Here is a 22406-nt window from a genome sequence, read left to right on the forward strand (position 1 = left end):
CTCAGCGGCCTCCCGTCGTGGTGGGGACGTAGGGCTGGAGCAGGCCGGCGACGTACGAGTCGAACCAGCGGCCGTTGCCCACGACGTTGGCGAACGCGTCGACGAACGGCCCCATCTTCGCGATGGTCTGCTCCAGGTTGTCGCGGTTGCGCTGCAGGATCGCGACCACCCCGCGCAGCTGCTGCAGCGCCGGCTCCAGCTGCTGCTGGTTGTCGGCGACGACCCCGGCGAGCTGGGTGGCGAGGGCGTTGGTGCCGACCAGCAGGTCGTGGATGGCGTCCTTGCGCCGGCTGACCTCGGCCAGCAGCGCGTCGCCGTCGGTGACCAGCTTCTGGAACTCCTCGTCGCGCTGCGCGAGCACACCGCTGACCTCGTGCGCCCGGGCCAGCAGCGAGCGCAGCTCGGCGTCGCGGTCGCTGACCGTCCGCGACAGCCGGGTGAGCCCGTCGAGCGACGCCTGCACGCTGGCCGGGGTGTCGGCGAAGGCCTGGGCGAGGGTGGTGAACGCGTCGGCGAGCTGGGTGGTGTCGATCGCGTCGAGGGTGTCGGCCAGGCCGGTCACCGCCTGGACGACGTCGAACGGCGCGGCGGTGCGCTCGAGCGGGATCTCGGCGTGCTCGGCGAGCCGCCCGGGCCCGGCCGGCGCGAGGGCGAGGTACTTCTGCCCGAGCACGGTCTTGATCCGGATCGTGGCCCCGGTGGTCGTGCCCAGCCGCACGCCGTCGTCGTCCATGCGGAAGGTGACCCGCACGTAGGGCCCGGCGGCGCCGCGGGCCAGCGCCACGGCGGTGACCTTGCCGACCCGCACGCCCGCGACCCGCACCTCGTTGCCGGGCACCAGGCCGCTCGCGTCGTGGAACGCCGCCCGGTAACTGCTGGCGGTCAGCCCGACGACCGCGTCGAGCTTGAACGCCCCGAGCACGATGAGCACCAGCACGGCCAGCCCGACGGCCCCGATGACGACCGGATTGCGCTCCCGGAAGGGTTTCATGAGCACCTCGCGGCGGTGGAGTTGAAGCTCGCCGGGTCCAGATGGCTGTTGCCGACGGTCACGTTGCCGTCGAAGTCGCACAGGTAGAAGTTGAACCAGGAGCCGTAGGACGCGACGCGGGTCAATTTGGTGTACCGCTGCGGAAGCTCCTCCAGGGTCTGGTCGAGCACGGCCGCGTTGTCGTTCAGCGTGCTCGACAGCGTCCCCAGCTCGCCGATGTCGGCCTGCAGCGACGGCCGCGCGTCCTGCAGCAGCCCGGCCGTGGCGCCGGTGAGCGCGCCCAGGTTGACCAGCGCGTCGCCGATCGCCTGCCGGTCGCCGGCCAGCCCGGACACGAACTGCTGGAGCCGCTCGATCGTGGTGTCCAGGTCCCCGCGGTGGTCGTCCAGTGTGGACAGTACCGCGTTGAGGTTGGTGACCACCCGGCCGATGACCGCGTCCCGGTCGGCGAGTGTCCCGGTGAGCGACGCGGTGCTGCGCAGCAGGCTCGCCACGGTGCCGCCCTCGCCCTGCAGCACCTGGATGATCTCGAAGGCCAGCTGGTTGACCGTCTGCGGGTCGAGCGCGGTGAACAGCGGCCGGAAGCCGTTGAACAGCACGGTCAGGTCGAGCGCCGGCGTCGTCTGCGACTGCGGGATGAGCCCGTCCGCGCGCAGCGGCACCCGGTCGCCGGGACCTTCGGACAGCGCCACGTACCGCTGGCCGACGAGGTTGCGGTACCGGATCTTCGCCAGGACGCTGGTGGTGAGCGGGATGTCGTCGGCGACGGTGAATCCGACCTCGGCGACCGTGTCGTCCACCACCCGGATGTCGCGGACCTGCCCCACCTTCACCCCGGCGATCCGCACGTCGTCGCCGACGAGCAGCCCGGTGACGTCGGTGAAGCGGGCCCGGTAGCGGGTGCCGCCGCCGGAGAACGCGCCGAGGGTCTGCGCCAGCAGCGCGGTGAGCAGCACGGTCACCGCCGCGAACACGGTGAGCTTGACCAGCGGGGCGAGCACGGAGCGGTTCACGGCGCGTTCACCACCGCTCCGCGCAGCAGCGGACCCCAGAGCAGGACCGCGATGTCGGGCACCTCGGCCGGCGGCACGCCCATCGCCGCGCCCAGCAGCGGCTCCAGCAGCTTGCGCTCCTCGGCGGTGCCGGCGTCGGCGGACGGCAGCTGCCCGGTCGATCCGGCCGGCGCCCCGGCGGCCGGCGGGGCGGAGACGCCGGGCACCACCCCGACCGGCAGCGGCGCGGGGCCGGGCCGGGCGGCGCCGTAGTCGTAGCCGTCGTTGATCGGCGTCGGCGGCGCCGGCACGTGCGGGTCGGGCAGGCCGCGGCAGTCGGGGCCGTTCTTCGCGCCGTAGACGGGCTCGTCGCCGGCCCGGTACTTGCCGTTGTCGCGGGTGATCTCCAGCGTGATGTGCATCTGCCCGCCGGAGAACGCCTGCTCGACCCGCGGCTGCAGCGCCACGAGGCCGCGCATCAGGCAGGGGTACTCCGGGGAGTAGGCGGCCAGCAGCTCCAGCAGGGGCCGGCTGACGTCGCCGACCTGGATCAGCTGGTCGCCGTGGCGCTCGAGGAAGAACCGGGTCACGTCGGCGGCCTCGGTGGTGTCGGACCAGAACGTGGCCAGCTGCGCCCGCTCGTCGCTGACCGTCGTCGCGGTGACCGACGCGTCGCGCAGGATCGACAGCAGGTCGGGCAGCGCCCCGTTGTAGACGTCGAGGACCGCGGCGAGGCGGCGCACGTCGTCGGCCATGAGCGGCATGTCCTTGTTCAGCTCGGCCAGGTAGGCGTCCAGGGTCACCAGGTCGCGGCCGAGCTCGTCGCCCTTGCCGTCCAGGGCGGTGGCGAGGGCTCCGAGGGTCGCGGCGAGCTTGTCGGGCTGGATCGCCTGCAGCAGCGGCAGGGCGTCGTCGAGGACCCGCTCCAGCTCGATGCCGGCGGCGCTGCGGTCCTGGCCGATGACGTCGCCGTCGCGGATCGCCCGCCCGGGCGCCCCGGCGGGCGGGACCAGCGCGACGTACCGCTCCCCGAACAGCGTCTTGGGCAGCAGCCGGGCGGTCACCGAAGCGGGGATCCGCGGCACCAGCGCCGGATCGAGGGCCAGGCCCAGCCGGGCGCCGGAGCCGTCGCTGCCGAGGTCGCGGACCTCGCCGACGACGACGCCGTGGAGCTTGACCTCGGCGCCGCGGCTGAGCTGCAGGCCGGAGCGCGCGGTGCGCAGCGTCACCCAGGTGACGCCGGCGAAGGCCTTGTTGTACTGCAGGACCGCGAGGCTCAGCGCCGCCGCGAGCAGCGCGACGAACGCGATCCCCAGCACCCGCCGCCTCATCCGGCGATCCTGACGGTGGTGGTCGCGCCCCAGATGGCCAGCGACAGGAAGAAGTCCACCACGTTCACCGTGACGATCGCGAGCCGCACCGCCCGGCCGACCGCGACGCCGACCCCGGCCGGGCCGCCGCCGGCGGTGTAGCCGTAGTAGCAGTGCACGAGCACGACGATGACGCTGAAGACCAGCACCTTGCCGAACGACCACAGCACGTCGACCGGCGGCAGGAACAGGTGGAAGTAGTAGTCGTAGGTGCCGGCCGACTGTCCGAAGTAGAAGATCGCCATGGTACGGGTGGCGAGGTAGCTCGACAGCAGCCCCAGCACGTAGAGCGGGATCACCGCGATGAACCCGGCGATCATCCGCGTGGTGACCAGGAACGGCAGCGACGGCACGGCCATCACCTCGAGCGCGTCGACCTCCTCGGAGATGCGCATGGCGCCCAGCTGCGCGGTGAAGCCGCAGCCGACCGTCGCCGACAGCGCCAGGGCGGCCACCAGCGGGGAGATCTCGCGGGTGTTGAAGTAGGCGGAGACGAACCCGGTGAACGCGCTGCTGCCGATCTGGTCCAGGGCCTGGTAGCCCTGCAGCCCGACCTCCGTGCCGGTGAAGAACGTCATGAAGCAGATGACGCCGACCGTGCCGCCGGCCACCGCGAGCGCACCGGCGCCGAAGCTCACCTCGGCCAGGAGCCTGAATACCTCGCGCTTGTACCGCCGGATCGTTCGCGGCGTCCACGCGAACGCCCGCAGGTAGAACGCGAGCTGCCCGCCGAGGTCGTCGAGGCGTTGCAGGACCGCCATGTCAGCTCCCCTTCTGCGGCACGATCTGGAAGTACACCGCCGTGATGACGAAGTTGAGCGCGAACAGCAGCATGAAGGTGATGACCACGCTGTGGTTCACCGCGTCCCCGACGCCCTTGGGCCCGCCGCGCGCGGTCATGCCCTTGTACGACGCGACCAGCGCCGCCACCGCCCCGAACACCAGCGCCTTGAGTTCGCCGACGACCAGGTCCGGCAGCTGCCCGAGGGCCTGGAAGCTGGCCAGATAGGCGCCCGGCGTGCCGCCCTGCAGGATCACGTTGAAGAAGTAGCCGCCGGACACGCCCACGACGCTGACCAGCCCGTTGAGCAGGACCGCGACCAGCATCGTGGCCGCGATCCGGGGCGCCACCAGCCGGTGCAGGGGGTCGATGCCGAGCACCTGCATCGCGTCGAGCTCCTCGCGGATCTTCCGCGCGCCGAGATCCGCGCAGATCGCCGAGCCACCGGCGCCGGCGATGATCAGCGCGGTGACGATGGGGCCTGCCTCGCGTACCACCGCCAGAACCGACGCGGCACCGGTGAACGACTGCGCGCCGAGCTGGCGCACCAGCGAGCCGAGCTGGAGCGCGATCACCGCGCCGAACGGCACCGACACCAGCGCCGCCGGCATGATCGACACCGAGCTCACGAACCACGCCTGCTGCAGGAACTCGCGCACCTGCCACGGCCGGCGGCCCAGCCCGCGCAGCGCGTCGAGGCAGAACGCGAAGAAGTACCCGGACTGGCGCAGCGGCGCGGTCATCGGACCCTCCCCAGCGCGTCCTCGAACGACCCCGGCGGCGGCGTCACGCCGTGCCGCGCGCACCACAGCCCCGGCGCCCGCTCGGCCCGCCGCGGCCGCCCGTCCGACGGCGGCAGCTGCAGCGGGATCGGCGGCAGCGGCGGCGGCTCGACGCCCGCGTCGGCCTCGGCCCGCAGCTCGTCGGCGTCCTTCTCCTCGGCCATGCCGATCGGCCCGATCCGCTGGGCGTTGAGGAACTGCCGGACCACCGGCTCGGTGCTGGACAGCAGCATCTCCCGCGGCCCGAACATCGCCAGGTGCCCGTGGTAGATGAGCCCGATGTTGTCGGGCACCGTGCGGGCCGTGTTGATGTCGTGCGTGACGATCAGGAAGGTCGCGTCGATCTGCTGGTTGAGGTCGATGATGAGCTGGTTGAGGTAGGCCGTGCGGACCGGGTCGAGCCCCGAGTCCGGCTCGTCGAACAGCACGATCTCCGGGTCCAGCACCAGCGCCCGGGCCAGCCCCGCCCGCTTGCGCATGCCGCCGGAGATCTCGCCGGGCAGCTTGCGCTCGGCGCCGGTCAGCCCGACCATGTCCAGCTTCTCCCCGACGATCGCGCGGATCTCCCGCTCGGACTTGCGGGTGTGCTCGCGCAGCGGGAAGGCCACGTTGTCGTAGATGTTCATCGAGCCGAACAGCGCGCCGTCCTGGAACAGCACGCCGAAGAGCTTGCGCACCTCGTAGAGCTCGCGCTCGCTGAGCCGGGTCAGGTCGTAGTCGCCGACCCAGATCGCCCCGCGGTCCGGCCGCAGCAGCCCGACCAGGGTCTTCAGGAAGACCGATTTGCCGGTACCGGAGGGCCCGAGCAGCACCGATATCTCGCCCGCCGGCAGGGTGAGGGTCACGCCGGACCACACCGGCTGGGCGCCGAAGGATTTCGCCAGATCCTCGACGCGCACCTCGACGCCCATCCGCCCCCTCCTCTCGTACCCTCTCGGTGGTGACATCGCGGCCGGGCGGCCGGGCGTAACACACCTCCCCGAAATTTCTTCGGAACCTCCCCGCCGCACGGCTGGTGGGATCGCCCCGGGGCAGTTACGGTGCGGTGACCCCCCGGTAACGAAGGTGTTCCGACACAGCGATGACGGCAACGATCGACCAGGGGCTCGTCGACCGCGCCGTGCGGGCCGAGCCCGAGGCCACCGCGGAGCTGCTGGCGCAGCTGCGCCCGGGCCTCGTCCGGTACTGCCGGGCCAGGCTGGGCCGGGTCGGCGGCGCCTACACGACCGCCGACGACGTGGCCCAGGAGGTGTGCCTGGCCCTGCTGCGGGCGCTGCCCCGCTACCGCGACCAGGGCCGGCCGTTCAGCGCGTTCGTCTATGCCATCGCCGCGCACAAGGTCACCGACGCGCAGCGGGCCGCGGTGCGGGACCCGGCGACCGCGCCGGTCGAGCGGCTCGCCGAGATCTCCGACGCGGCGCCCGGCCCGGAGCAGCAGGCGGTGCGCACCGACCTGGCCCGGCGACTCTCGGGGCTGCTGGGCCGGCTGCCGGAGCAGCAGCGCGAGATCGTGGTACTGCGGGTCGCGGCCGGCCTGACCGCCGAGGAGGTCGGCGTGATCGTCGGGCTGACGGCGGCAGCGGTGCGGGTCGCGCAGTCCCGCGCCCTGGCCCGGCTGCGTACGCTGGCCGGGGACACGCTGGGCGAGGTGGCGGCATGATCGGCTCTCACACGTTGCCGCGGGCCGGCTCGGCACGCATTTCTACGGCGCTGCCGGCCGGCCGGGCGGCCTTTCGCGCGTTGCCGCAGGCCGGCCCGGCGTGCTTTCGCGCGGCCTTTCGCACGCCGCCGCAGGCCCGCTCGGCGCGCTTCCGCGCGTTGCCGCAGGCCGGCCTGGCGCGCTTTCGCGCGGCCTTTTGCACGCCGCCGCAGGCCCGCTCGGCGCGCTTCCGCGCGTTGCCGCAGGCCGGCCCGGCGCGCTTTCGCGCGGCCTTTCGCACGCCGCCGCGGACCCGCTCGGCGCGCTTCCGCGTGGCGCCGCAGGCCGGCCCGGCGCGACGGATCGAGGTGACGCGGTGACGGATCGCACGCCCGCCGCGGCCGCCGGTGAGCCGCCGATCGACTTCGCCGCCGTCCACGCCGACGACGAGTTGCTGACCGCGCTGGGCCGCGGGGAGCCCGTTCCGGCCGAGGACCCGCTCGCCGCCCTCCTCGCGGACTGGCACGCCGACCTGTCCGCCGACCTCCCGTTGCTTGCCGCCGCGGATCCGGCCGACACCTCCGATTTATCGGATCTGCCCGATATCCCCGAGCTGGCAGATATCCCCGAGCTGGCAGATCTCCGCGATCCCGCCGGCACGCCGAGCGAGGCGCCGCGGCCGCCGGTGGCTCCCGCCGCCGGCTCGCCGGCGAGTTCCACTGTTTCGGACATTTCCGAAATTTCACGACGGCGCCGGACCGGGCGGGGGCTGCGGCGGGCGTTCGCCGGGGTGGCGGCGGCGGTCGTGCTCGTCGGCGGGCTGGCGCTCGGGGCGCAGCGCTCCGGACCCGACGGCCCGCTGTGGCCGCTGACCCAGGTGCTCTACCCGGAGCAGGCCCACGAACGCGCCGCCGACCAGGCCATCACCCAGGCCGCCGAGGCGGCCGCGGCCGGCCGCTACGACGAGGCCCGCCGCCTGCTCGACACCGCCGCCCGCGAGGCCGCCCAGGTCGACGACCCGGCCGCCCGCGGCCGGCTGCTCGACCGCATCGACCAGCTTCGCCGCGCGCTGCCCGCGGTGAACACTCCGCCCACCGCCGCGCCGTCGGGCGCCGCCACCCCGGCGGCGACCCCACCGGCCGGCGCGACCCCGGCGCCCACCCCGGCCCCGACCGGCGACCCGGGCCAGGGCCAGGGCGGCGGCCCCGGCGGCGCACCGGCGACCGGCGGCGCGAACCCGGGTGGCGGCGGCACGACCGGCGGCGGAGGAGGAGGCCAGGGCCTGCCGGGCCTGCCGACGCAGATCGTCCCGTCGGTACCGCTGCCGGGATTGCCACTGACCACCCCGGCGCTCCCGCTGCCCACGTCCGGCCTGCCGGTGCCCAAGCTGGGCGGCTGACCCGCGCCGCCGCCGCGCCCTGCTCGACGCGGCGGCCGACCTGCTCGATCTCGGCGGCCGAGGCTCGACGTCACGGACGCGAGCGGCGGTCGCCGGCGTCGGTTCGACCCGGCCCGGGCCGATCGAGTACTGCCACGCGACCATAACTCTCCGCGATCATGTGGCAGCGGTCGCCGTTCACGCACTTTTTCGTGATCGTGGAGCGAAGACGTACCTCCTGGTACCAGAAGACTCCGCGATCATGGAAAACCGTTGGTGTCGGGGGCGATTGGTGCATGATCGTGGAGATTTATCGCCGGCCGGGGCGGCGTGGCGTTGTGACTTAACGGGACATGTCGCCTGTCGGGTTATATATCCGAAAAGTCGTGGCGCGGAGCGCCCGACTTTTCGGTAGGGCGGGCAGGTGAAGTCGCCGTCGATGTCCTTGTCCAGAGTGACGTACTCGTCGCTCATGTTTGGCAGTCCTCCAGTCGCGGGTGGGCGGAAGCGTGACGGCCACGAGCGGCATGGTTTCGTCGGGGAGCCATGGGATGTTCACACCTTGCCGGTCGCGCGACATACTCGTGTTCATCGATATTCATGGCGGTCGCCAATCCGGGCGTCCGACGAGCGTCGATCCACGAGAGGCAAGCGTTGGAACACGTGTCATCGCCGTCAGTTGCCGCACCGAGGAGGACCGGGGCCCGGCGCCGGCGCACCGCGTCAGGGGTCGTGGCCGTGCTGGTCGCGCTCGCGATCGTGCTGCCCGCGACGGCGGCCTTCGCCGACTCGCTGCCGAACCTGCCGCAAAACGCGGGAGGCTACGAGCAGTCATTCTCGCCCGCGTACGACTACGACACCGACGGCTGCTACGCCGTCGCCGCCATCAGCCCCACCGGCACGCTCAACCCGGGGCTCAACCCCACCGGGGCCCTCAACGGCAACTGCCGGGACCAGTCCGATCTGGACCGGTCACAGACCTACGCCCGGTCGAAGTGCAACAACGGCTGGTGCGCGATCGTCTACGCCAGCTACTTCGAGAAGGACCAGGCCCTGCCCGGCGTCAGCCTCGGCGGCCACCGGCACGACTGGGAGCACGTCATCTCCTGGGTCAACCAGGCGAGCAACCAGGTCGACTACGTGACCACGACGCAGCACAGCAGCCAGGTGACCTACGCGCGCTCGCAGGTGCGCTTCGACGGGAGCCATCCCAAGACCGTCTACCACAAGGACGGCGCGTCGACGCACTTCTTCCGGCTCGCCAACGCCAATGACGAGCCGCCGGAGAACCACTACCACAACTGGCGCTATCCGCCGCTGGTGGACTGGAACGGATGGCCCACGACGGCGCTGCGCGACCGGCTGATGACCGCCGACTTCGGCGCGGCGACGATCAAGATCAAGGACGGCTCGTTCGAGTCGCTGCTCGCCGCGTCCAAGCCCGCCGGGATCGCGTTCAACCCGCAGGGCTGAGCAACGCCACGGCCGGAGGAACCGCCGTTCGTGCGAGTTCCTCCGGCCGGTGCGGGCGGGTCAGGGCTGGGTCGTCGTCCGGCAGGGCATGCCGTTCAGCGTGAAGGCGTCCGGGATCGTGCCGGCGTGCGGGCCGTCGATGTTGACGCCGACGTCGCTCTGCGACGTGCCGGCCGGCAGATCGGGGTGGCCGGCGAGGCCGGTGACGGTGACCCGCGAGCCCTGCTGCTCCCACGTGCCGTTCCAGGCCGACCCCGTGCGCACCTGACCGTCGACGTCGAAGGCGAGGGCCCAGTCCGGCACCGTCGTCCGGCCGGTGTTGGTGACGGACAGCGACACGGTGGCGCCGTCGTCCCAGGCCCGCTTCACCTGGTACGAGACCGTGCACGACCCGGTCGACGCCGGGCTCGGGCCGGCACTCGGCGACACCCCCGGATCGCCGGGGGCGGCGGAGCCGGGCGGGCTCGACGCGGATGCGGACGCGGCCGATCCCGGGCCGAGCGGTGCGCCGGAGCCGGTGGACCAGTGCGCCGGGTGGGAGTCGCCGGAGCGCACCAGCGCGTCCGCGGCGGCGGCGCCGGCCACCCCCACGGCGACGGCCACGGCACCACCCAGGACCAACCGGCGCAGCCGGCCGGACCGCGACCGCCGCGGGCGGCCCCGCTCCCGCGCCACGGTGACCGCGGTGGCGTCCGGGGCGTACGCCGCGGCGGGGGCGCCCGGCGGCGCCGCCGGCAGCTCCTTGGTGCCGCCCAGGTTGGCCGTCACGTCGTCCATCGGGCTGACGGCGCGGACGTCGACGGCGCCCACGCGGACGCCGGCCAGGGCGGCGAGGCGGTGGGCGAGCACCGCCGAGGTCGGGCGGATGGCCGGTTCCGCGCCGACGCAGCGCTGGTAGAGGGCCGCGACCTCCAGCGGCATGCCGGGAATCACCGGCAGCGGCGCCGGCTCGGCGGCGTCGCGCAGCAGCCCCGCGCGGCCCGCGGCCGGCGGGCGGCCGGTCAGCGCCGCGAACAGCACAGCGCCCAGGGCACGCACGTCGGCGGCCTGCGCCGCGGCGCCGCCGGCCGGGGCGGACCCGCCGGTGAGCGAGGCGATGAAGAAGTCGACCACCTTGACGCCGGACTCGGTGAGCATGATCGTGTCGGGCGCGATGCCGCCGTGGGCCAGGCCACGGGTGTGGGCGGCCGACAGGGCGGCGGCGACGTAGGCGGAGATCTCGACGGCGGCCCGCCACGGCAGCGGGCCGGCGGCGAGCCGGGTGGCGAGCGAGACGCCGCCGGGGAGCTCCGTCACGATGAAGGCGTCGTCGCCGGACACGCCGTAGTCGTAGACGGCGCTGACGTTCGGATGATTCAACAGCGCCGCGGCCTGGGCGGCGAAGCGCAGGCGCCCGTTGTCGTCCAGCCTCGCGGCGAGCAGCTTCACGGCGACGCGCCGGCGGAGGACCTCGTCGTATGCGATCCAGACGGCGCCGGTGCCGCCCTCGGGAGTGCGTTCGATCAACCTGTACCGACCAGACACCTGCCTGGGTATCTCAACCACGCAAACAGTGTGCCACAGACATTCTCCTGCATATGCCGGTGAATATGGACAAACGTCACGCCGGGCGGCGGCGGTAGTAGGAGTGGACGGCGTCCTGGCCGGTGTAGTTCGGGCCGGCGCGGTCGTCGGCGCCCAGGTACTCGTACGGCAGCGCCACGTCGCCGCGGTCGTGGCGGCCGATCCGCCGGCGGCGGGCCTCGTAGCTGAAGCCGGCCTCGCGCAGATCCGCGGCCAGGCGGCGGCCCGCGGGGAGGCCGCCCTCCAGGCGTACCTCCGCCAGATCCAGGTCGGCGACCAGCCTGCCGCCCGGAGTCAGCCAGCCGGCGGCGCGGGACAGCAGGCCCAGCTTGTCGCCGACGTAGTGCAGGCCGTGGATGCTGGTGATGAGGTCGTACCGCCGCCGCGGCACCCAACTGAGCACGGGCGCCGCGGTCAGCCGTAGCCATGGCACGTCGGGGGCCGGGTCGAAGGCGTCGACGAGGTCGACGCCCTCCACAAGCACCCGCTCGGTCGCGCCCTCGGCGCGCAGCCGGGCGGCCGCCTGGACCAGCGCGCGGCCGGAGCCGCAGCACAGGTCGAGCCAGGCGACCGTGTCCGGCGCGCCGGTGACCCGCAGCAGCGCCGTGAGCACGTCGACCGGGTTGAAGCCGAGCTCGCGCTCGTAGCTGTCGACCCCGGCGAGCTGCCGGCCACGGTTCATCGCGTTGTTCGCCACCACCGCCGAATCGGCGAGCGCGTCGTCGTCGAGCAGGGGCATCGCGCCATGATCGCAGCTAACGGCGGTGGCGGGAACCCCCGCGGTCGTCGCCCGGCCCGTCGTCGGCCCCGTGCCCGCCCCGCAGCCCACCGTGATCGTCCACGTACGGGCTCGCGGATACGTCGTCGGCGCCGTGGCCGCCCCGCAATCCGCCGTGATCGTCCACATACGGACTCGCCGAGGCATACGGGCTGACGTCATCCGACGGGTTGTCGGAAACCGACGGGCTGCCGGAGACGGACGGGCTTTCCGCGGGGGAGACGGCGACGGACGGGGGCGGGGGGTCGTCGTGGCGGCCGGGGCCGGAGTTGGCCAGTGCGGTGCCGCCGATCGCCAGGACCGCGGTGGTCGTGGCGCCGAGGATCAGGAGTCTGCGCATTTCGGGGTACCCCTTCCGTGGTTTGTCTGAGAACCACGGTGCCGGTGCGCACACCAACGCAGTCCTTGGCCCGCGCTAAGGATCGGTTAAGAGCGCCAGGGTCACCCGGGAGCCGGCGACCGACAGGCCGCCGCCGGTCGACTCGGCGGTGCGGCGGGCGATGTCCAGGCCCAGGCCGGAGGAACCGCCGCCGCTGACGCCGCGCGCGCCGGCCGCCGGGTCGAAGCCGGGGCCCTCGTCCTCGACGGACAGCGTGGCGCCGCCGGCCGCCGCGCGCAGCGTCACGGCGAAGCCGACGCCCTCGTCGGTGTGCGCGAAGACGTTGCCCAGCAGCGCGTCCACGGCGGCGGCGAGGTCGGCGGCGCAGATCGCGACCGGCAGCGGGCCCGGATCCAGCTCGGCGCGCACGGCCCGGCCCTGGTCCTCGGCCAGCACGGCCCAGAAGGCGACCCGCTCGGCGACGACCGCGGCGGCGTCGCAGGCGGGCGGTTCGGCGCTCGCCGCGCGGCGGGCGTCGGCGATGACCTCGGTCAGCGCGGCGTCCAGTGCCGCCACGTGCTCCAGCATCCGGGCCGCGTCGGCCGGGTCGGCGAGGCCCTCGGCGTCCAGCCGCAGCGCGGTCATCGGCGTGCGCATCCGGTGCGACAGGTCGGCGGCCGCCTCCCGCTCCTGGCGCAGCAGGTCGCGGATCCGCCCGGCGAGCCGGTTCAGTGCCACGGCGACGGCGCGGACCTCGGGCGGCCCGGCGGCCGGGGCGCGGCGGTCCAGGTCGCCGCCGGCGAGCTCCTCGGAGACGGTGGCGAGGGCGCCGATGGGGCGCACGACGGCGACCGCGAGCCGGTCGGCGACGGCGAGGCCGAGCAGCAGCAGGCCGGCGCCGACGACGGCGAGCACCAGCCAGGAGCGGGCCACGCCCCGGCGCAGGTCCCGTTCGGGCACGAACGAGCGGACGACCGCGGTGCCGCCGGGCAGCCCCTGCACGGCGACGACGACCTCGCGCCCGGCGGCGTGGGCGACGGTGAAGCTGCCCCGCTGGGCGGCGAGGCGCACCGCCGGGGTCGCCGCGACGGCCGCGCCGAGGACGGTACCGTCGGGCAGATAGACGCTCACCGGGTGCGCACCGTCCACATTGGCCTGCTCGACGCTGAGCCGCAGCGACCGCGCGTCGGCGGTGGCCACGAGCGCGCCGAGCGCCTGGGCCTGGGCCGCCGCGGCGGCGACCGCGCGGTCCTCGGCGGCGGCCCGCAGCAGCAGCGCCAGCGGCACCAGGAAGGCGACCAGCACCAGCGCCATGGCCGCGCCGACGAGCAGCGCCAGGCGGCGCCTCACGACGGCCGCCCGAAGCGCACGCCGACCCGGCGCACGGTGTGCAGCAGCCGCGGCTCCTGGGCGGTCTCGCCGAGCTTGCGGCGCAGCCACGAGAGGTGCACGTCGACGGTCTTGTCGGCGGCGGTGTACGCCACCTGCCAGACCTCGGTGAGCAGCTCCCGCTTGCCGATGACCTCCCCGGCCCGGGCGACGAGGTAGTACAGCAGGTCGAACTCGCGGGGCGTGAGGTCCAGCGCCCGCCCGTCCAGGGTCGCGGTGCGGGCCCGCGGGTCGATGCGCACCCCGTCGGCCTCGACCGCCGGGTCGCGCGGGGCGGCCGGGGCGGCGCGGCGCAGCACGGCCCGGATGCGCGCGTCGATCTGGTCGGCGCCGTAGGGCTTGACCACGTAGTCGTCGGCGCCGGCGTCCAGCGCCCGGACCATCTCCCCCTCGGTGCGCCGCGCGGTGACGACGATGACGGGCACCTGGCTGACGGCGCGCAGCATCCGCAGCGCCTCGCGGCCGTCGAGGTCGGGGAGGCCGAGATCCAGCAGTACCACATCGGGAGCCTCCGCCACGACCAGCTTCAGCCCCTCGAGGGCCGTGCCGGCCGGCACCACCACGTGCCCCCGCCCCGACAGCGCACGCAGGATCCCGGTGCGGATCGTCGGGTCGTCCTCCACGATCAGCACCTTCGCCATACGGCGAGGATAAGCCGCGGCGCCGCTACGTGACCGCGCCGTGGAAGACGACCTCCTCGGGCGGGCCGGCGGCGAACACGACGTCGCCGTGGAAGGTGGCTCGGCCGTAGGGCCCGTCCAGGGTGAACGCGGCCCGGCGGAACCGGCCGCCGTCGAAGCGGGTCGTGCCGTGGAACTGCGCGCCGGCGAAGTCGGCGTATCCGGCCGCGCAGCCGCTGAGGTCCAGGTCGACGAGCGTGGCACCGCAGAGCCACAGGTCCATGTCCGGCCAGTGCGCCGGGCCGGGCCGCAGCCGCTCGGCGAGGGTCCGCTGCGCCTCTTGCCGCAGCCGCAGCAGCGCGGCCCGCTCGGCGGTGCGCTCGTCCGCGCGCAGGTCGAAGGTCACGGGGGCGCGCAGCACGGCGCACAGCGTCGTCACGACCCGCTGCCGCAGGCCGGGCCGGTCGTCACCGAGCCGGGCCAGGATCCGCAGCCCGGCGGAACGGACCGCGGGGTCGGGGTCGGCGAGCTGCCGGGCGTACGGGTTCACCGAGGCGTCCGGCACCAGGTCGCCGCCGGCGTCGGTGCGCACCGTCCAGCCGAGCGGCCACACGGACTCGCCGTCGTTGGTGCCCCCGCCCCAGTGCGCGCCGGCGAGGTCGGCCGCGGGCTGCTCGAGGTGGACGCGCCCGGCGAACCGGGCACCGGCGAACGTGGCCGCCGCCGCGAACCGGGCGTTGTAGAACCAGGCCGGGCCGTCGAAGCGGACGTCCCGAAACGACGCGTCGCCGGCGAACCGCGCGCCGTCGCCGCCTTCCTCCCAGTCCTGGTAGTCCTCGACGAGCACCGCGACCGGCCAGTTCGGATCGTCCTCGTTCGGCTCGTCCCAGGGCGCCGGGTCGATCTCGTCGACCGTCTCCCAGGCCTCGTCGTCCTCCCACCACGTGTCGACGCCCCGGCCGAACCACGCCATACCGCCGAACGCGGAGCCGGTGAAGTCCGCCCGTCCGCGGAACCGGGCCCGGCCGAACTCGGCGTCGCCGCCGAACCGCACGCCGGTGAAGCCGGCGTCGCCGTGGAAGACCGCGCGCTGGAAGGCGACGTCGCCGTCGAACGCGGCGCCGTCGAACGCCGTGGTGCCGTGGAACCGGGTGTCGGCGAACCCGGCGTCGTCGAGCCGGCAGCCACTGAAGTCCGCATCGGACAGCGTCGCACCCGACAGGTCGACGCTGATGCCGTCCCACGGCGCCGCCTCATCCCCCGCCGCCTCGCCCGCCGCCTCGCCCGCCGCCTCGCCCGCCGCGGCGCCCGCCGCCTCGCCCGCCGCGGCGCCCGCCGCCTCGCCGGGCGGCTCGCCCGCGCGGAGCCGGTCGGTGAGCAGCCGGAGCGCCGCGCTCCGCTCCGCGGCCGTGGCGTCGCCCGGCTCGCACAGCCACGAGCAGATCGCGTCGGTGACCGGTTGCCGCAGCGCGGGTTCGGCCGCGCCCAGCGCGATCAGGGCCTCCACCGCCGCGCGTCGCGCGCCGGGTGCGGCGGTCGTCAGCCGGTCGACCGCCGTCCGGTACACCGTCGGGTTCACGAGGCGAGCCTAGTGTCCCCCGATCGTCAGAACCGCAGCGCGTCGAGGTAGCCGAAGCCGTTGCGGGCCGTGGTCAGCGCGTCGGCGGGAGCGCGCGGCGGGGTGCCGGCGTCGTCGCGTTCGATGATGTACTCCACGATGCCCGCCTCCTTGGCGTGCGCGAAGATGCGCCCGAAGTCGATGAGGCCGGAGCCGGCGTCCTCGAAGCCGCGGGCGGTGTTGAGGTCCTTCACGTGGACCTGGCGGATGCGGCCGCGGTGCGCGGCGATCAGGTCGACCGGGTCGGCGGTGCCGACCCAGGCCCAGAACAGGTCGACCTCCAGGTGGACCAGGTCCGGGTCGGTCTCGGCGGTCAGGATGTCGTAGCCGGTGCGGTCGCCGCCGTCCTGGCGGAGGAACTCGAGGTTGTGGTTGTGGTACCCGAAGTCGAGGCCGGCCCGCTTGGCCAGCGCCCCGGCCCGGTTGAGGTCGCGGGCCATGGCGCGGTAGGTGGCGCCGGTGCGGATCGGGCGGCCGGACGAGTCGGTGCCGAAATACGGGTGCACGATGTAGTGGTTGCCCACGACGTTGGCGTCCTCGAGCGCGCGCTCCCAGGCGCTCGGGTCGAACGGCTGCGGGATGCCGACGTGGCCGGAGGTGGCGCGGATCCCGGCGGCGTCGAGCGCGGCGCGGAACTGGGCCGCGGTCCGCCCGACGAACCCGGCGTGCTCGATCCGGGTGTAGCCGATCCGGCCCAGCTCGGCCAGGCCGCCGTCGAGGTCGATGCCGAGTTGGTCGCGCAAGGTATACAGCTGGACGCTGATCCGCTCGCGGGGCACCCGCTGCGGCCTGCCGTGCCCGCCGGCCCCGAAGGCGGCCTCGGGCGTGGCGAAGGTCGCGGCGAGCGCGGCGGCGCCGGCCGTGGCGCCGAGGATCTGCCGCCGGCTGAGCGGCGCGGACGTGGTCGTTTCTGGCATGGCGGTGATGCCTCCCGGGTCGACGTTGGCGGGCGCAGACTTTGGGATATGCGCATGGTTCAATTGCTCGGCCAACCCTACCGAACCGCGACGGAGAACGAAACTTTTGAATTTGTTTGCAGAAGTCCGTCCGCGACGGAGCCGGCCGGGGCGGTCAGCGAGCCGTGGATCAGCTCCGTGCGGTGGATCAGCGGCTCCCCCACCGGGACGCCGCGGAGGTCGGCGGTGAGCACGGCGGCGGGCAGCAGGGCCAGGCCGGCGCCCGCGCCGATCAGCGCCAGCAGCGCGCCGGTGTCGGTGCCGGGATAGGCCGGGCCGCCCCGGAAGCCGTCGCACCTTCGCCGAGGCCGCGGTGAGCGTCGCCACCGCCCGCGCGACCACCTGACTCGCCCCTTTCCCTCCGCACCCGTGAACCGCGCGAGCACCGACAAGCCGGGCCCGCCCGTCAGGCGAATTCGAGCCCGTCGGTCACCCGAGTCGCCTACGCCCCGTCACTGTCCGCGCCTTCACCTCTGGCATCGCCGCTGGAATCGGTCCAGTGGGACCCGACGCACTACTGCCGATCGGCGGCGAGTGCCGCTCCGGCGCCCGCCGCGACCGGAAGTCTCCGCGATCACGCCGAACCCGCCCGCGACACCCCGGTTTCTCATGATCACGGAGTGAACATGTACACCTGTGTACCAAATGTCTCCACGATCATGACAAACCCGCGGCGCGTCGCCGACACACGCATGATCACGGACACATCCGGCGCACCACGGCCGAGCCGGACCGAGGCCCCGCTCGCCAGGCGAGCACTCCGCGAAACGACAGCCGCAACGCAGCACGCCGCCGGTCCCCGCCGCGCTTCGCGCGAACCCGGGCAGGCGCGAGCCGGCGACCACTCGTGTGGGCCACATGCCGATAAGTCGGGCGCTCCGCGCCACGACTTATCGGATTTATACCCTGTCAGGGTATAAGTCGGATATATTCGGACACGGAGTGTCTGGATATATCCGGGACGCAAATGCGCTACTCCAGCACGGTGGCGTTGCGCAGGAGTAGTGGGGACCAGGACGGGGCGCCGGTCTTGCCGTGGCGGGGGTCGACGGCGACGAACCGCGCGGCGCCGGCCCGGGTCACGGTGCGCCGGGCGTCCCAGTCCACTGTGGAGCGTTGCTGGATGCGCTCCCGGCAGCGCCAGATCCGCAGGTCGTAGTCCACGATCGTGGAGTGGCCGTGTGCCTGGGAGAACGGCATCGGCGGGCCGGACTCCAGCCACGACGGGTACACCCGCGTCGCCGCCTCGGCCCACAGCGGGCCGTCCTCGGCCCACAGCAGCGGCTCGGGGCGGGTGTTGAGCAGGGCCGCGGTGGTGCCGGCGGTGACCGGCTCGTCCAGCTCCCGCCACGCCCGCACGGTGAGGCCGGCGTGCGTGAGCAGCAGTTCCTCGCCGTCGGCGGTGCGCACCGCGGCGGCGACCCGCAGGCGGTCGCGCAGCCACCAGTCGCGCAGCCGGGCGGCGTCGGTGTCGGCGAGGCGCTCGGGCCAGAACATCTCGCCGCCGACGTACTGCGCGTCGTGGTTGCCGGTGAGCTGGATCCAGCGGTCCGGTGGCCGGGCGGCGACGTAGGCGAGCACGCCGGCGCTGTCCGGGCCACGGTCGATCAGGTCGCCGACCTGGATCACCACCGTGTCCGGGTCGTCGAACGCCGCGACGGCCCGGTCGAGCTGCTCCAGGCAGCCGCCGACGTCGCCGATGATCGCGATCGTCGCCAACGATGCTCCCGAGTTCAGCGGCGGCGGATGCTCCAGTCGAAGGTACCGCGGCAGACGACGACCCCCTCGGCGTCGCTCACCTCGGCCTCGGTGGTGGTGCGGGCACGGTTCGCCGCGCCGGTGCAGACGGCGGCGACCGCGGTCCGGGCGTCGTCGGAGAGCGTGCACGAGGCGACCAGCCGGCCCCGCGCGGGCGCGTGGAACTGCAGCCGGGCGGCGGCGCCCAGCGGGACGACGCCGTCGAAGCCGCCGGGCTCCTCGCAGGCGGCGATGATCGCGGCGAGCCCGGCCGCGTCCACGAGCGTGATCAGCCCGCTGGAGTGCAGGGAGCCGATGACGTTGGTCAGCGCGGGCGGGGTCTCGGCGGCGACCTCGGCCGCGCCGTCGGCGGCGCGCAGCACCTCGAGCCCGAGCGTCTGGTGGGCCGGGATCGGGTACAGCAGCCGACGGGCGAGCTCGGTCGCGTCCATCCCCGGACCGTAGGCCGGACGGCCCCGTCGCCGCCCTACCTGCGGGTTGCCAGCGAATGAACTCTCCCAGCCATCCGCCACCGGGCAAGTGGGCGCCGGGCTAGCGCGAGCCGAGCCAGGTGGCCACGGCGTGGGCGGCGTTGCGGCCGCTGGCGCCCCAGACGCCGGCGCCGGGGAAGGTGCCGGCGCCGGTGAGGTACAGGCCGCGGACCGGCGTCGCGTAGCGGGTCAGCGGCCGGTCGCGGGCCAGCAGGGCGCTGAGCGGGCCGCCGGCGAAGGACGGGGCGTAGCCGCGGCGCAGCCCGAAGTCGCGTTCGTAGTCCTCCGGCGTCATGGCCCGCCAGGCGCCGACACCGTCGAGGAAACCGGGTTCGGCCAGTTCCGCCAGCCGCTCCAGCCAGCGCCGCGGCTCGGGCGAGTCGCGCCACCCGCCGGGCAGCGCGTACGGGGTCCACAGCACCTCGAGGCTCAGCAGGTGCCCGCCGCCGGGCGGGCGCATCGCCGGGTCCAGCACCGAGGGGATGTTGACCAGGAACATCGGCGGGTCGGTGACCCGGTCGGTGACGCCCGCCGTCAGCCGGCCGGGGGCCGGGCTGACCACGGTGGTCGCGACGTGCCCGGCCGAGGGCATGGCCCGCCACACCGGCGGCGCGGCGATGACGGCGTCCACTTTGGACTCATAGCCGTCCGGGGCCGGCCGGCGGGCGTCGCGCGGGCGGCGTACCTCCTGCGGAAGCCAGTCGACGAGGACCGTGCGCGGGTCGACCGCGCACACCACGGCGTCCGCGGTGAGCTGGCCGCCGTCGGCGAGCCGCACGCCGCGCACGGCCGGGCGGCGGCCGGCGTCGACGACCAGGCCGGCGACCGGGCTGGCGGTGCGGATCGTGCCGCCGTGCGCGGTGACGACGGCGGCGAGCGCGTCGGGCAGGGCGCCGCTGCCCCCGGCGGGCCGGCCGACGCCGGCCAGGTGGCGTACCACCGGACCGACGGCGGCCATGCCGGTGCCGGGCGCGGCCGGGGACACGCCCCACACGCCGGGGCCGGTGGTGGCGAACGCCGCCTGGATCCACGGCGGCAGCCCGAACGAGCCGAGCACGTCGAACAGGCTGCGCCGGCGCCAGGACAGCAGCCGGGCCACCACCGCGGGGCCGCTGTCGAGGGCGGCGAGGCGGGCCAGCCCGCCGAACGACGGCGGGGCGGCCGCGGCGGCCACCACCAGGCGGGCCAGCGGCAGCGTCGCGTCGACGTAGCGCCGGTAGGCCGCGGCCACCCCAGCCGAGACGCGCTCCAGCCCGGCGATCGTCTGTTCGATGGAGCGGTACTGCACGAAGGCCGGCTGATCGCCCCAGCCGATGGCCACCTCGACCGGGTCGACGTCGAGGTAGCGCAGCCCGTGCCCGGCCAGGTCCAGTTCCTCGACGATGCCGGAGGCCAGGACCATGGTGTGGTCGCAGTTGCAGATGTTCACCCGGGCCCCGATCGCGTCCACTGTGGACGCACAGCCGCCCGGCGCGGCGCGGGCCTCCAGCACGGTGACCGAGTGCCCGGCCCGGGCCAGGTACGCCGCGCAGGTGAGCCCGTTGTGCCCGGCGCCGACGACGAGGACGTCAGCCGGCATGGGTGAACCGGGCGATCTCGGCGAACGACTCACCGGCGGTGCGCAGCATCCCCTCGTAGAGGGCCGCGCCGTGCCCGGCGTCGGCCAGGGTCGGGTCGCCGAGCGTGCCGTCGGTGCCGAAGTCGTCGCTGGTCCAGCCGAATGTGACCGGGCCGCCGAATCGTACCCGCGAAAAATCGGCCAGATGCTCGGGCACGTTGCGCCGGGCCAGATCCATCCGCACCAGGTCGGGCCGCAGGTGCAGCACCAGCGACGTCTCGTCCTTGCCGCCGTGGATGCCGGTGCCGAGCTCCTCCGGCGGCGAGGCGCCGCCCTGATCCGGCGGTACCGATGGATGCATGACGAACGTGGCGAGGCCGAAATCGATGCGCAGCTGGCGCGCGCACACGTTGAGCAGCGCGCTGTTGCCGCCGTGGCCGTTGAGGAACACCAGCTTGCGCAGCGGCGTCTTCGCCACGCTGCGGCCCAGGTCGTGCACGACCGCCATGAGGGTCGTCGCGCTCAGCCACAGCGTGCCGGCCGCCCAGGCGTGCTCGTCGGACTTGGTGCAGGCCAGCGCCGGCAGCAGCCACAGCTCGTGCTCGTCGCCGTGCGCGGCCACCGCGTCGCGGGCCAGGCTGTCCGCGACCAGCAGGTCGGTGATCAGCGGCAGGTGCGGGCCGTGCTGCTCGATCGCGCCGACCGGCAGCACCGCGATCCCGTGCTCGGGCAGCGCCGCGACGGCGGGCGAGGTCAGCTCCACCAGCAGCCGGTTCACGAGTGGTCCAGCCGGGGCAGCACCTCGGTGGCGATGAGCGTCATCTGCGCGCGCACCCGGTCGTAGGAGTCGCCGGGCATGCCCGGGAAGAGGACCAGGTCCTGCAGGCCGAGCTCGGACTGGTACCCCCGGATCGCCTCGGCCACGTCGGCCGGGCTGCCGACCGCCCAGACGCCCTGCTCCATCGACTCTTCCAGGGTCGGCACGTATCCCGCGGGGGCGGGCCCGCCGCCGGGGCCGTTGTAGCCGCGCCCCCAGCCGTAGGGTCCGAGGAATTTCCAGAATTCGTCGTGTCCCGGGCGTACCTCGGCGATGGCCTGCTCGCGGGTGGCGGCGACGGCCACGTTGAGCACCAGCAGCCGCCGCTCGCCGGGGTCGAGCTCGCCGCCGTGGTGGCGATCGAACAGGGCACCGAACTCGTTCCAGTCCTGCTGCAGCCGCTCGCGCTCCTTGAGCCAGAACACGCCGCCGTAGCCGCGGCGGGGCACCTCCCGCAGCGTCGGCGGGCTGGTCACGGCCTGCCAGGTCTGGAAGGGGTACACCGGCCGGGGCAACAGCGTCAGCTCGCTCACCTCGCCGCCGCGGTCGGGGATGCCCGGCGGCGGCAGGCTGAAGTGCTTGCCCTGGAAGGCGAACGACTCCTGCCCGAGCGCCAGCTCGATGACGTCGAGCGCCTCGCCGGTCAGCTCGCGGTTGCGCCGGTCGGCCTCGGCCGCGTCGGGGTTGTCGTGGCTGCCGACGGAGAATTGGCCGGCGGTCAGCGGCAGCATTTCGCGGGGTACCGTGCCGCGCCCGACCCCGAGAATCCCGCGCCCGCCGCTGAGGTTGTGCAGGAGCGCGAAGTCCTCGGCCAGCCGGAGCGGGTGCCACTGCCCGACGATGTTGAACATGGTGCCGATCCGCAGCCGGCTGGTCCTGGCGGCGAGGAACGCGGAGAACAGCAGCCCGTTGGGGACGACTTCGTACCCTTCGTGCTGGAAGTGGTGCTCGGTCAGCCAGAAGCTGTCGTAGCCGAGCCGCTCGGCGAGCACGCCGCACTCGAGCAGTTCCCGGTGGGCGTGCAGCACGGCCTGCTGGTCGTAACGGCGATCGAGCGGGTCCGGCCCACCGACGCCGGCGTCCGGCATCTCCACCCCACCGAACAGGAAGACCCCGACCCGCATGCGCACCGTCCCAATGTTGATACCTTCAAC

General features: G+C 74.2%; 23 protein-coding genes. 4 read left to right on the forward strand and 19 right to left on the reverse strand.

Translation table 11 applies throughout. The features are described from left to right. Position 1: 1 nt before the first annotated feature. The 6 genes from ACQPXD_RS40410 to ACQPXD_RS40435 are packed head-to-tail and all read right to left on the reverse strand — an operon-like array spanning position 2 to position 5827. Complete coding sequence (locus ACQPXD_RS40410; RefSeq protein WP_432827670.1) at positions 2-991, reverse strand: MCE family protein; 990 nt, start codon at positions 989-991, stop codon at positions 2-4. After that, positions 988-2004 (reverse strand): MCE family protein, encoded by a 1017-nt coding sequence (locus tag ACQPXD_RS40415; RefSeq protein WP_432827672.1) that lies wholly within the window; start codon positions 2002-2004, stop codon positions 988-990. The genes ACQPXD_RS40410 and ACQPXD_RS40415 overlap by 4 nt, the downstream gene beginning before the upstream one ends. After that, positions 2001-3314 carry an MCE family protein gene (locus tag ACQPXD_RS40420; protein WP_432827674.1) on the reverse strand — a complete coding sequence of 438 codons (1314 nt, stop codon included), beginning with the start codon at positions 3312-3314 and terminating at the stop codon, positions 2001-2003. The genes ACQPXD_RS40415 and ACQPXD_RS40420 overlap by 4 nt, the downstream gene beginning before the upstream one ends. Then, positions 3311-4114, reverse strand: coding sequence for an MlaE family ABC transporter permease (locus ACQPXD_RS40425; RefSeq protein ID WP_432827676.1), 804 nt, complete (start codon positions 4112-4114; stop codon positions 3311-3313). The genes ACQPXD_RS40420 and ACQPXD_RS40425 overlap by 4 nt, the downstream gene beginning before the upstream one ends. Position 4115: 1 nt before the next feature. Continuing rightward, positions 4116-4877 (reverse strand): MlaE family ABC transporter permease, encoded by a 762-nt coding sequence (locus ACQPXD_RS40430; protein WP_432827678.1) that lies wholly within the window; start codon positions 4875-4877, stop codon positions 4116-4118. Next, a complete protein-coding gene (locus tag ACQPXD_RS40435) occupies positions 4874-5827 on the reverse strand; it encodes an ABC transporter ATP-binding protein (protein WP_432827680.1) in 954 nt (317 codons plus the stop codon). The genes ACQPXD_RS40430 and ACQPXD_RS40435 overlap by 4 nt, the downstream gene beginning before the upstream one ends. A gap of 170 nt (positions 5828-5997) precedes the next feature. On the opposite strand from ACQPXD_RS40435, the gene shbA reads away from it, so the two are divergent. The 4 genes from shbA to ACQPXD_RS40455 all read left to right on the forward strand — a co-directional run bounded on the left by shbA (position 5998) and on the right by ACQPXD_RS40455 (position 9406). After that, complete coding sequence (gene shbA, locus ACQPXD_RS40440; RefSeq protein ID WP_432827682.1) at positions 5998-6576, forward strand: RNA polymerase sigma factor ShbA; 579 nt, start codon at positions 5998-6000, stop codon at positions 6574-6576. Then, entirely contained in the window at positions 6573-6935 is a 363-nt protein-coding gene (locus ACQPXD_RS40445) for a hypothetical protein (protein ID WP_432827684.1), read from the forward strand. The genes shbA and ACQPXD_RS40445 overlap by 4 nt, the downstream gene beginning before the upstream one ends. Next, positions 6932-7954 (forward strand): anti-sigma-D factor RsdA, encoded by a 1023-nt coding sequence (locus ACQPXD_RS40450; protein ID WP_432827686.1) that lies wholly within the window; start codon positions 6932-6934, stop codon positions 7952-7954. Before ACQPXD_RS40445 ends, ACQPXD_RS40450 begins: the two co-directional genes overlap by 4 nt. Positions 7955-8671: 717 nt before the next feature. Continuing rightward, positions 8672-9406, forward strand: coding sequence for an NPP1 family protein (locus tag ACQPXD_RS40455; RefSeq protein ID WP_432827688.1), 735 nt, complete (start codon positions 8672-8674; stop codon positions 9404-9406). A gap of 60 nt (positions 9407-9466) precedes the next feature. Here the strand turns inward: ACQPXD_RS40455 and ACQPXD_RS40460 are convergent, their stop codons facing one another. The 13 genes from ACQPXD_RS40460 to ACQPXD_RS40520 all read right to left on the reverse strand — a co-directional run bounded on the left by ACQPXD_RS40460 (position 9467) and on the right by ACQPXD_RS40520 (position 22376). After that, on the reverse strand, positions 9467-10912 hold the full coding sequence (locus ACQPXD_RS40460) for a cellulose binding domain-containing protein (RefSeq protein WP_432827690.1): 1446 nt from the start codon (positions 10910-10912) through the stop codon (positions 9467-9469). Between the two features lie 94 nt (positions 10913-11006). Continuing rightward, entirely contained in the window at positions 11007-11708 is a 702-nt protein-coding gene (locus ACQPXD_RS40465; protein ID WP_432827692.1) for a class I SAM-dependent methyltransferase, read from the reverse strand. A 16-nt stretch (positions 11709-11724) separates the two neighbouring features. Then, complete coding sequence (locus ACQPXD_RS40470) at positions 11725-12087, reverse strand: hypothetical protein (protein ID WP_432827694.1); 363 nt, start codon at positions 12085-12087, stop codon at positions 11725-11727. A gap of 75 nt (positions 12088-12162) precedes the next feature. Then, entirely contained in the window at positions 12163-13416 is a 1254-nt protein-coding gene (locus ACQPXD_RS40475; protein ID WP_432827696.1) for a sensor histidine kinase, read from the reverse strand. Then, positions 13413-14096: a response regulator transcription factor gene (locus tag ACQPXD_RS40480; RefSeq protein WP_432827698.1), complete on the reverse strand. Its 684-nt coding sequence runs from the start codon at positions 14094-14096 to the stop codon at positions 13413-13415. Before ACQPXD_RS40480 ends, ACQPXD_RS40475 begins: the two co-directional genes overlap by 4 nt. A 25-nt stretch (positions 14097-14121) precedes the next feature. Next, entirely contained in the window at positions 14122-15654 is a 1533-nt protein-coding gene (locus ACQPXD_RS40485; protein ID WP_432827700.1) for a pentapeptide repeat-containing protein, read from the reverse strand. A gap of 26 nt (positions 15655-15680) precedes the next feature. Then, entirely contained in the window at positions 15681-16610 is a 930-nt protein-coding gene (locus ACQPXD_RS40490; RefSeq protein ID WP_432827702.1) for a sugar phosphate isomerase/epimerase family protein, read from the reverse strand. Positions 16611-16687: 77 nt separating this feature from the next. Continuing rightward, the gene (locus tag ACQPXD_RS40495) at positions 16688-17041 is read right to left on the reverse strand and encodes a hypothetical protein (RefSeq protein ID WP_432827704.1); all 354 of its coding nucleotides are present in this window, start codon (positions 17039-17041) and stop codon (positions 16688-16690) included. 580 nt (positions 17042-17621) lie between these two features. After that, positions 17622-18368 carry a metallophosphoesterase gene (locus tag ACQPXD_RS40500; RefSeq protein ID WP_432827706.1) on the reverse strand — a complete coding sequence of 249 codons (747 nt, stop codon included), beginning with the start codon at positions 18366-18368 and terminating at the stop codon, positions 17622-17624. Between the two features lie 14 nt (positions 18369-18382). Further along, entirely contained in the window at positions 18383-18838 is a 456-nt protein-coding gene (locus ACQPXD_RS40505) for a DUF4442 domain-containing protein (protein ID WP_432827708.1), read from the reverse strand. 100 nt (positions 18839-18938) lie between these two features. Then, positions 18939-20456 (reverse strand): phytoene desaturase family protein, encoded by a 1518-nt coding sequence (locus ACQPXD_RS40510; RefSeq protein WP_432827710.1) that lies wholly within the window; start codon positions 20454-20456, stop codon positions 18939-18941. Next, complete coding sequence (locus ACQPXD_RS40515; protein WP_432827712.1) at positions 20446-21213, reverse strand: creatininase family protein; 768 nt, start codon at positions 21211-21213, stop codon at positions 20446-20448. The genes ACQPXD_RS40510 and ACQPXD_RS40515 overlap by 11 nt, the downstream gene beginning before the upstream one ends. Next, the gene (locus ACQPXD_RS40520) at positions 21210-22376 is read right to left on the reverse strand and encodes an LLM class flavin-dependent oxidoreductase (RefSeq protein WP_432844134.1); all 1167 of its coding nucleotides are present in this window, start codon (positions 22374-22376) and stop codon (positions 21210-21212) included. Before ACQPXD_RS40520 ends, ACQPXD_RS40515 begins: the two co-directional genes overlap by 4 nt. Positions 22377-22406: the final 30 nt, after the last annotated feature.

Origin of the sequence: Dactylosporangium sp. CA-092794 (assembly GCF_050948465.1) — a bacterium.
Classification (GTDB): domain Bacteria; phylum Actinomycetota; class Actinomycetes; order Mycobacteriales; family Micromonosporaceae; genus Dactylosporangium.

Bases quoted from the DNA above. Each gene is read 5' to 3' on its own strand.
- ACQPXD_RS40520 (WP_432844134.1), bottom strand. From the start codon at position 22,376: ATGCGGGTCGGGGTCTTCCTGTTCGGTGGGGTGGAGATGCCGGACGCC.
- ACQPXD_RS40425 (WP_432827676.1), bottom strand. From the start codon at position 4,114: ATGGCGGTCCTGCAACGCCTCGACGACCTCGGCGGGCAGCTCGCGTTC.
- ACQPXD_RS40490 (WP_432827702.1), bottom strand. From the start codon at position 16,610: ATGCCAGAAACGACCACGTCCGCGCCGCTCAGCCGGCGGCAGATCCTC.
- shbA (WP_432827682.1), top strand. From the start codon at position 5,998: ATGACGGCAACGATCGACCAGGGGCTCGTCGACCGCGCCGTGCGGGCC.
- ACQPXD_RS40510 (WP_432827710.1), bottom strand. From the start codon at position 20,456: ATGCCGGCTGACGTCCTCGTCGTCGGCGCCGGGCACAACGGGCTCACC.
- ACQPXD_RS40445 (WP_432827684.1), top strand. From the start codon at position 6,573: ATGATCGGCTCTCACACGTTGCCGCGGGCCGGCTCGGCACGCATTTCT.
- ACQPXD_RS40480 (WP_432827698.1), bottom strand. From the start codon at position 14,096: ATGGCGAAGGTGCTGATCGTGGAGGACGACCCGACGATCCGCACCGGG.
- ACQPXD_RS40470 (WP_432827694.1), bottom strand. From the start codon at position 12,087: ATGCGCAGACTCCTGATCCTCGGCGCCACGACCACCGCGGTCCTGGCG.
- ACQPXD_RS40410 (WP_432827670.1), bottom strand. From the start codon at position 991: ATGAAACCCTTCCGGGAGCGCAATCCGGTCGTCATCGGGGCCGTCGGG.
- ACQPXD_RS40465 (WP_432827692.1), bottom strand. From the start codon at position 11,708: ATGCCCCTGCTCGACGACGACGCGCTCGCCGATTCGGCGGTGGTGGCG.
- ACQPXD_RS40435 (WP_432827680.1), bottom strand. From the start codon at position 5,827: ATGGGCGTCGAGGTGCGCGTCGAGGATCTGGCGAAATCCTTCGGCGCC.
- ACQPXD_RS40420 (WP_432827674.1), bottom strand. From the start codon at position 3,314: ATGAGGCGGCGGGTGCTGGGGATCGCGTTCGTCGCGCTGCTCGCGGCG.
- ACQPXD_RS40430 (WP_432827678.1), bottom strand. From the start codon at position 4,877: ATGACCGCGCCGCTGCGCCAGTCCGGGTACTTCTTCGCGTTCTGCCTC.
- ACQPXD_RS40505 (WP_432827708.1), bottom strand. From the start codon at position 18,838: ATGGACGCGACCGAGCTCGCCCGTCGGCTGCTGTACCCGATCCCGGCC.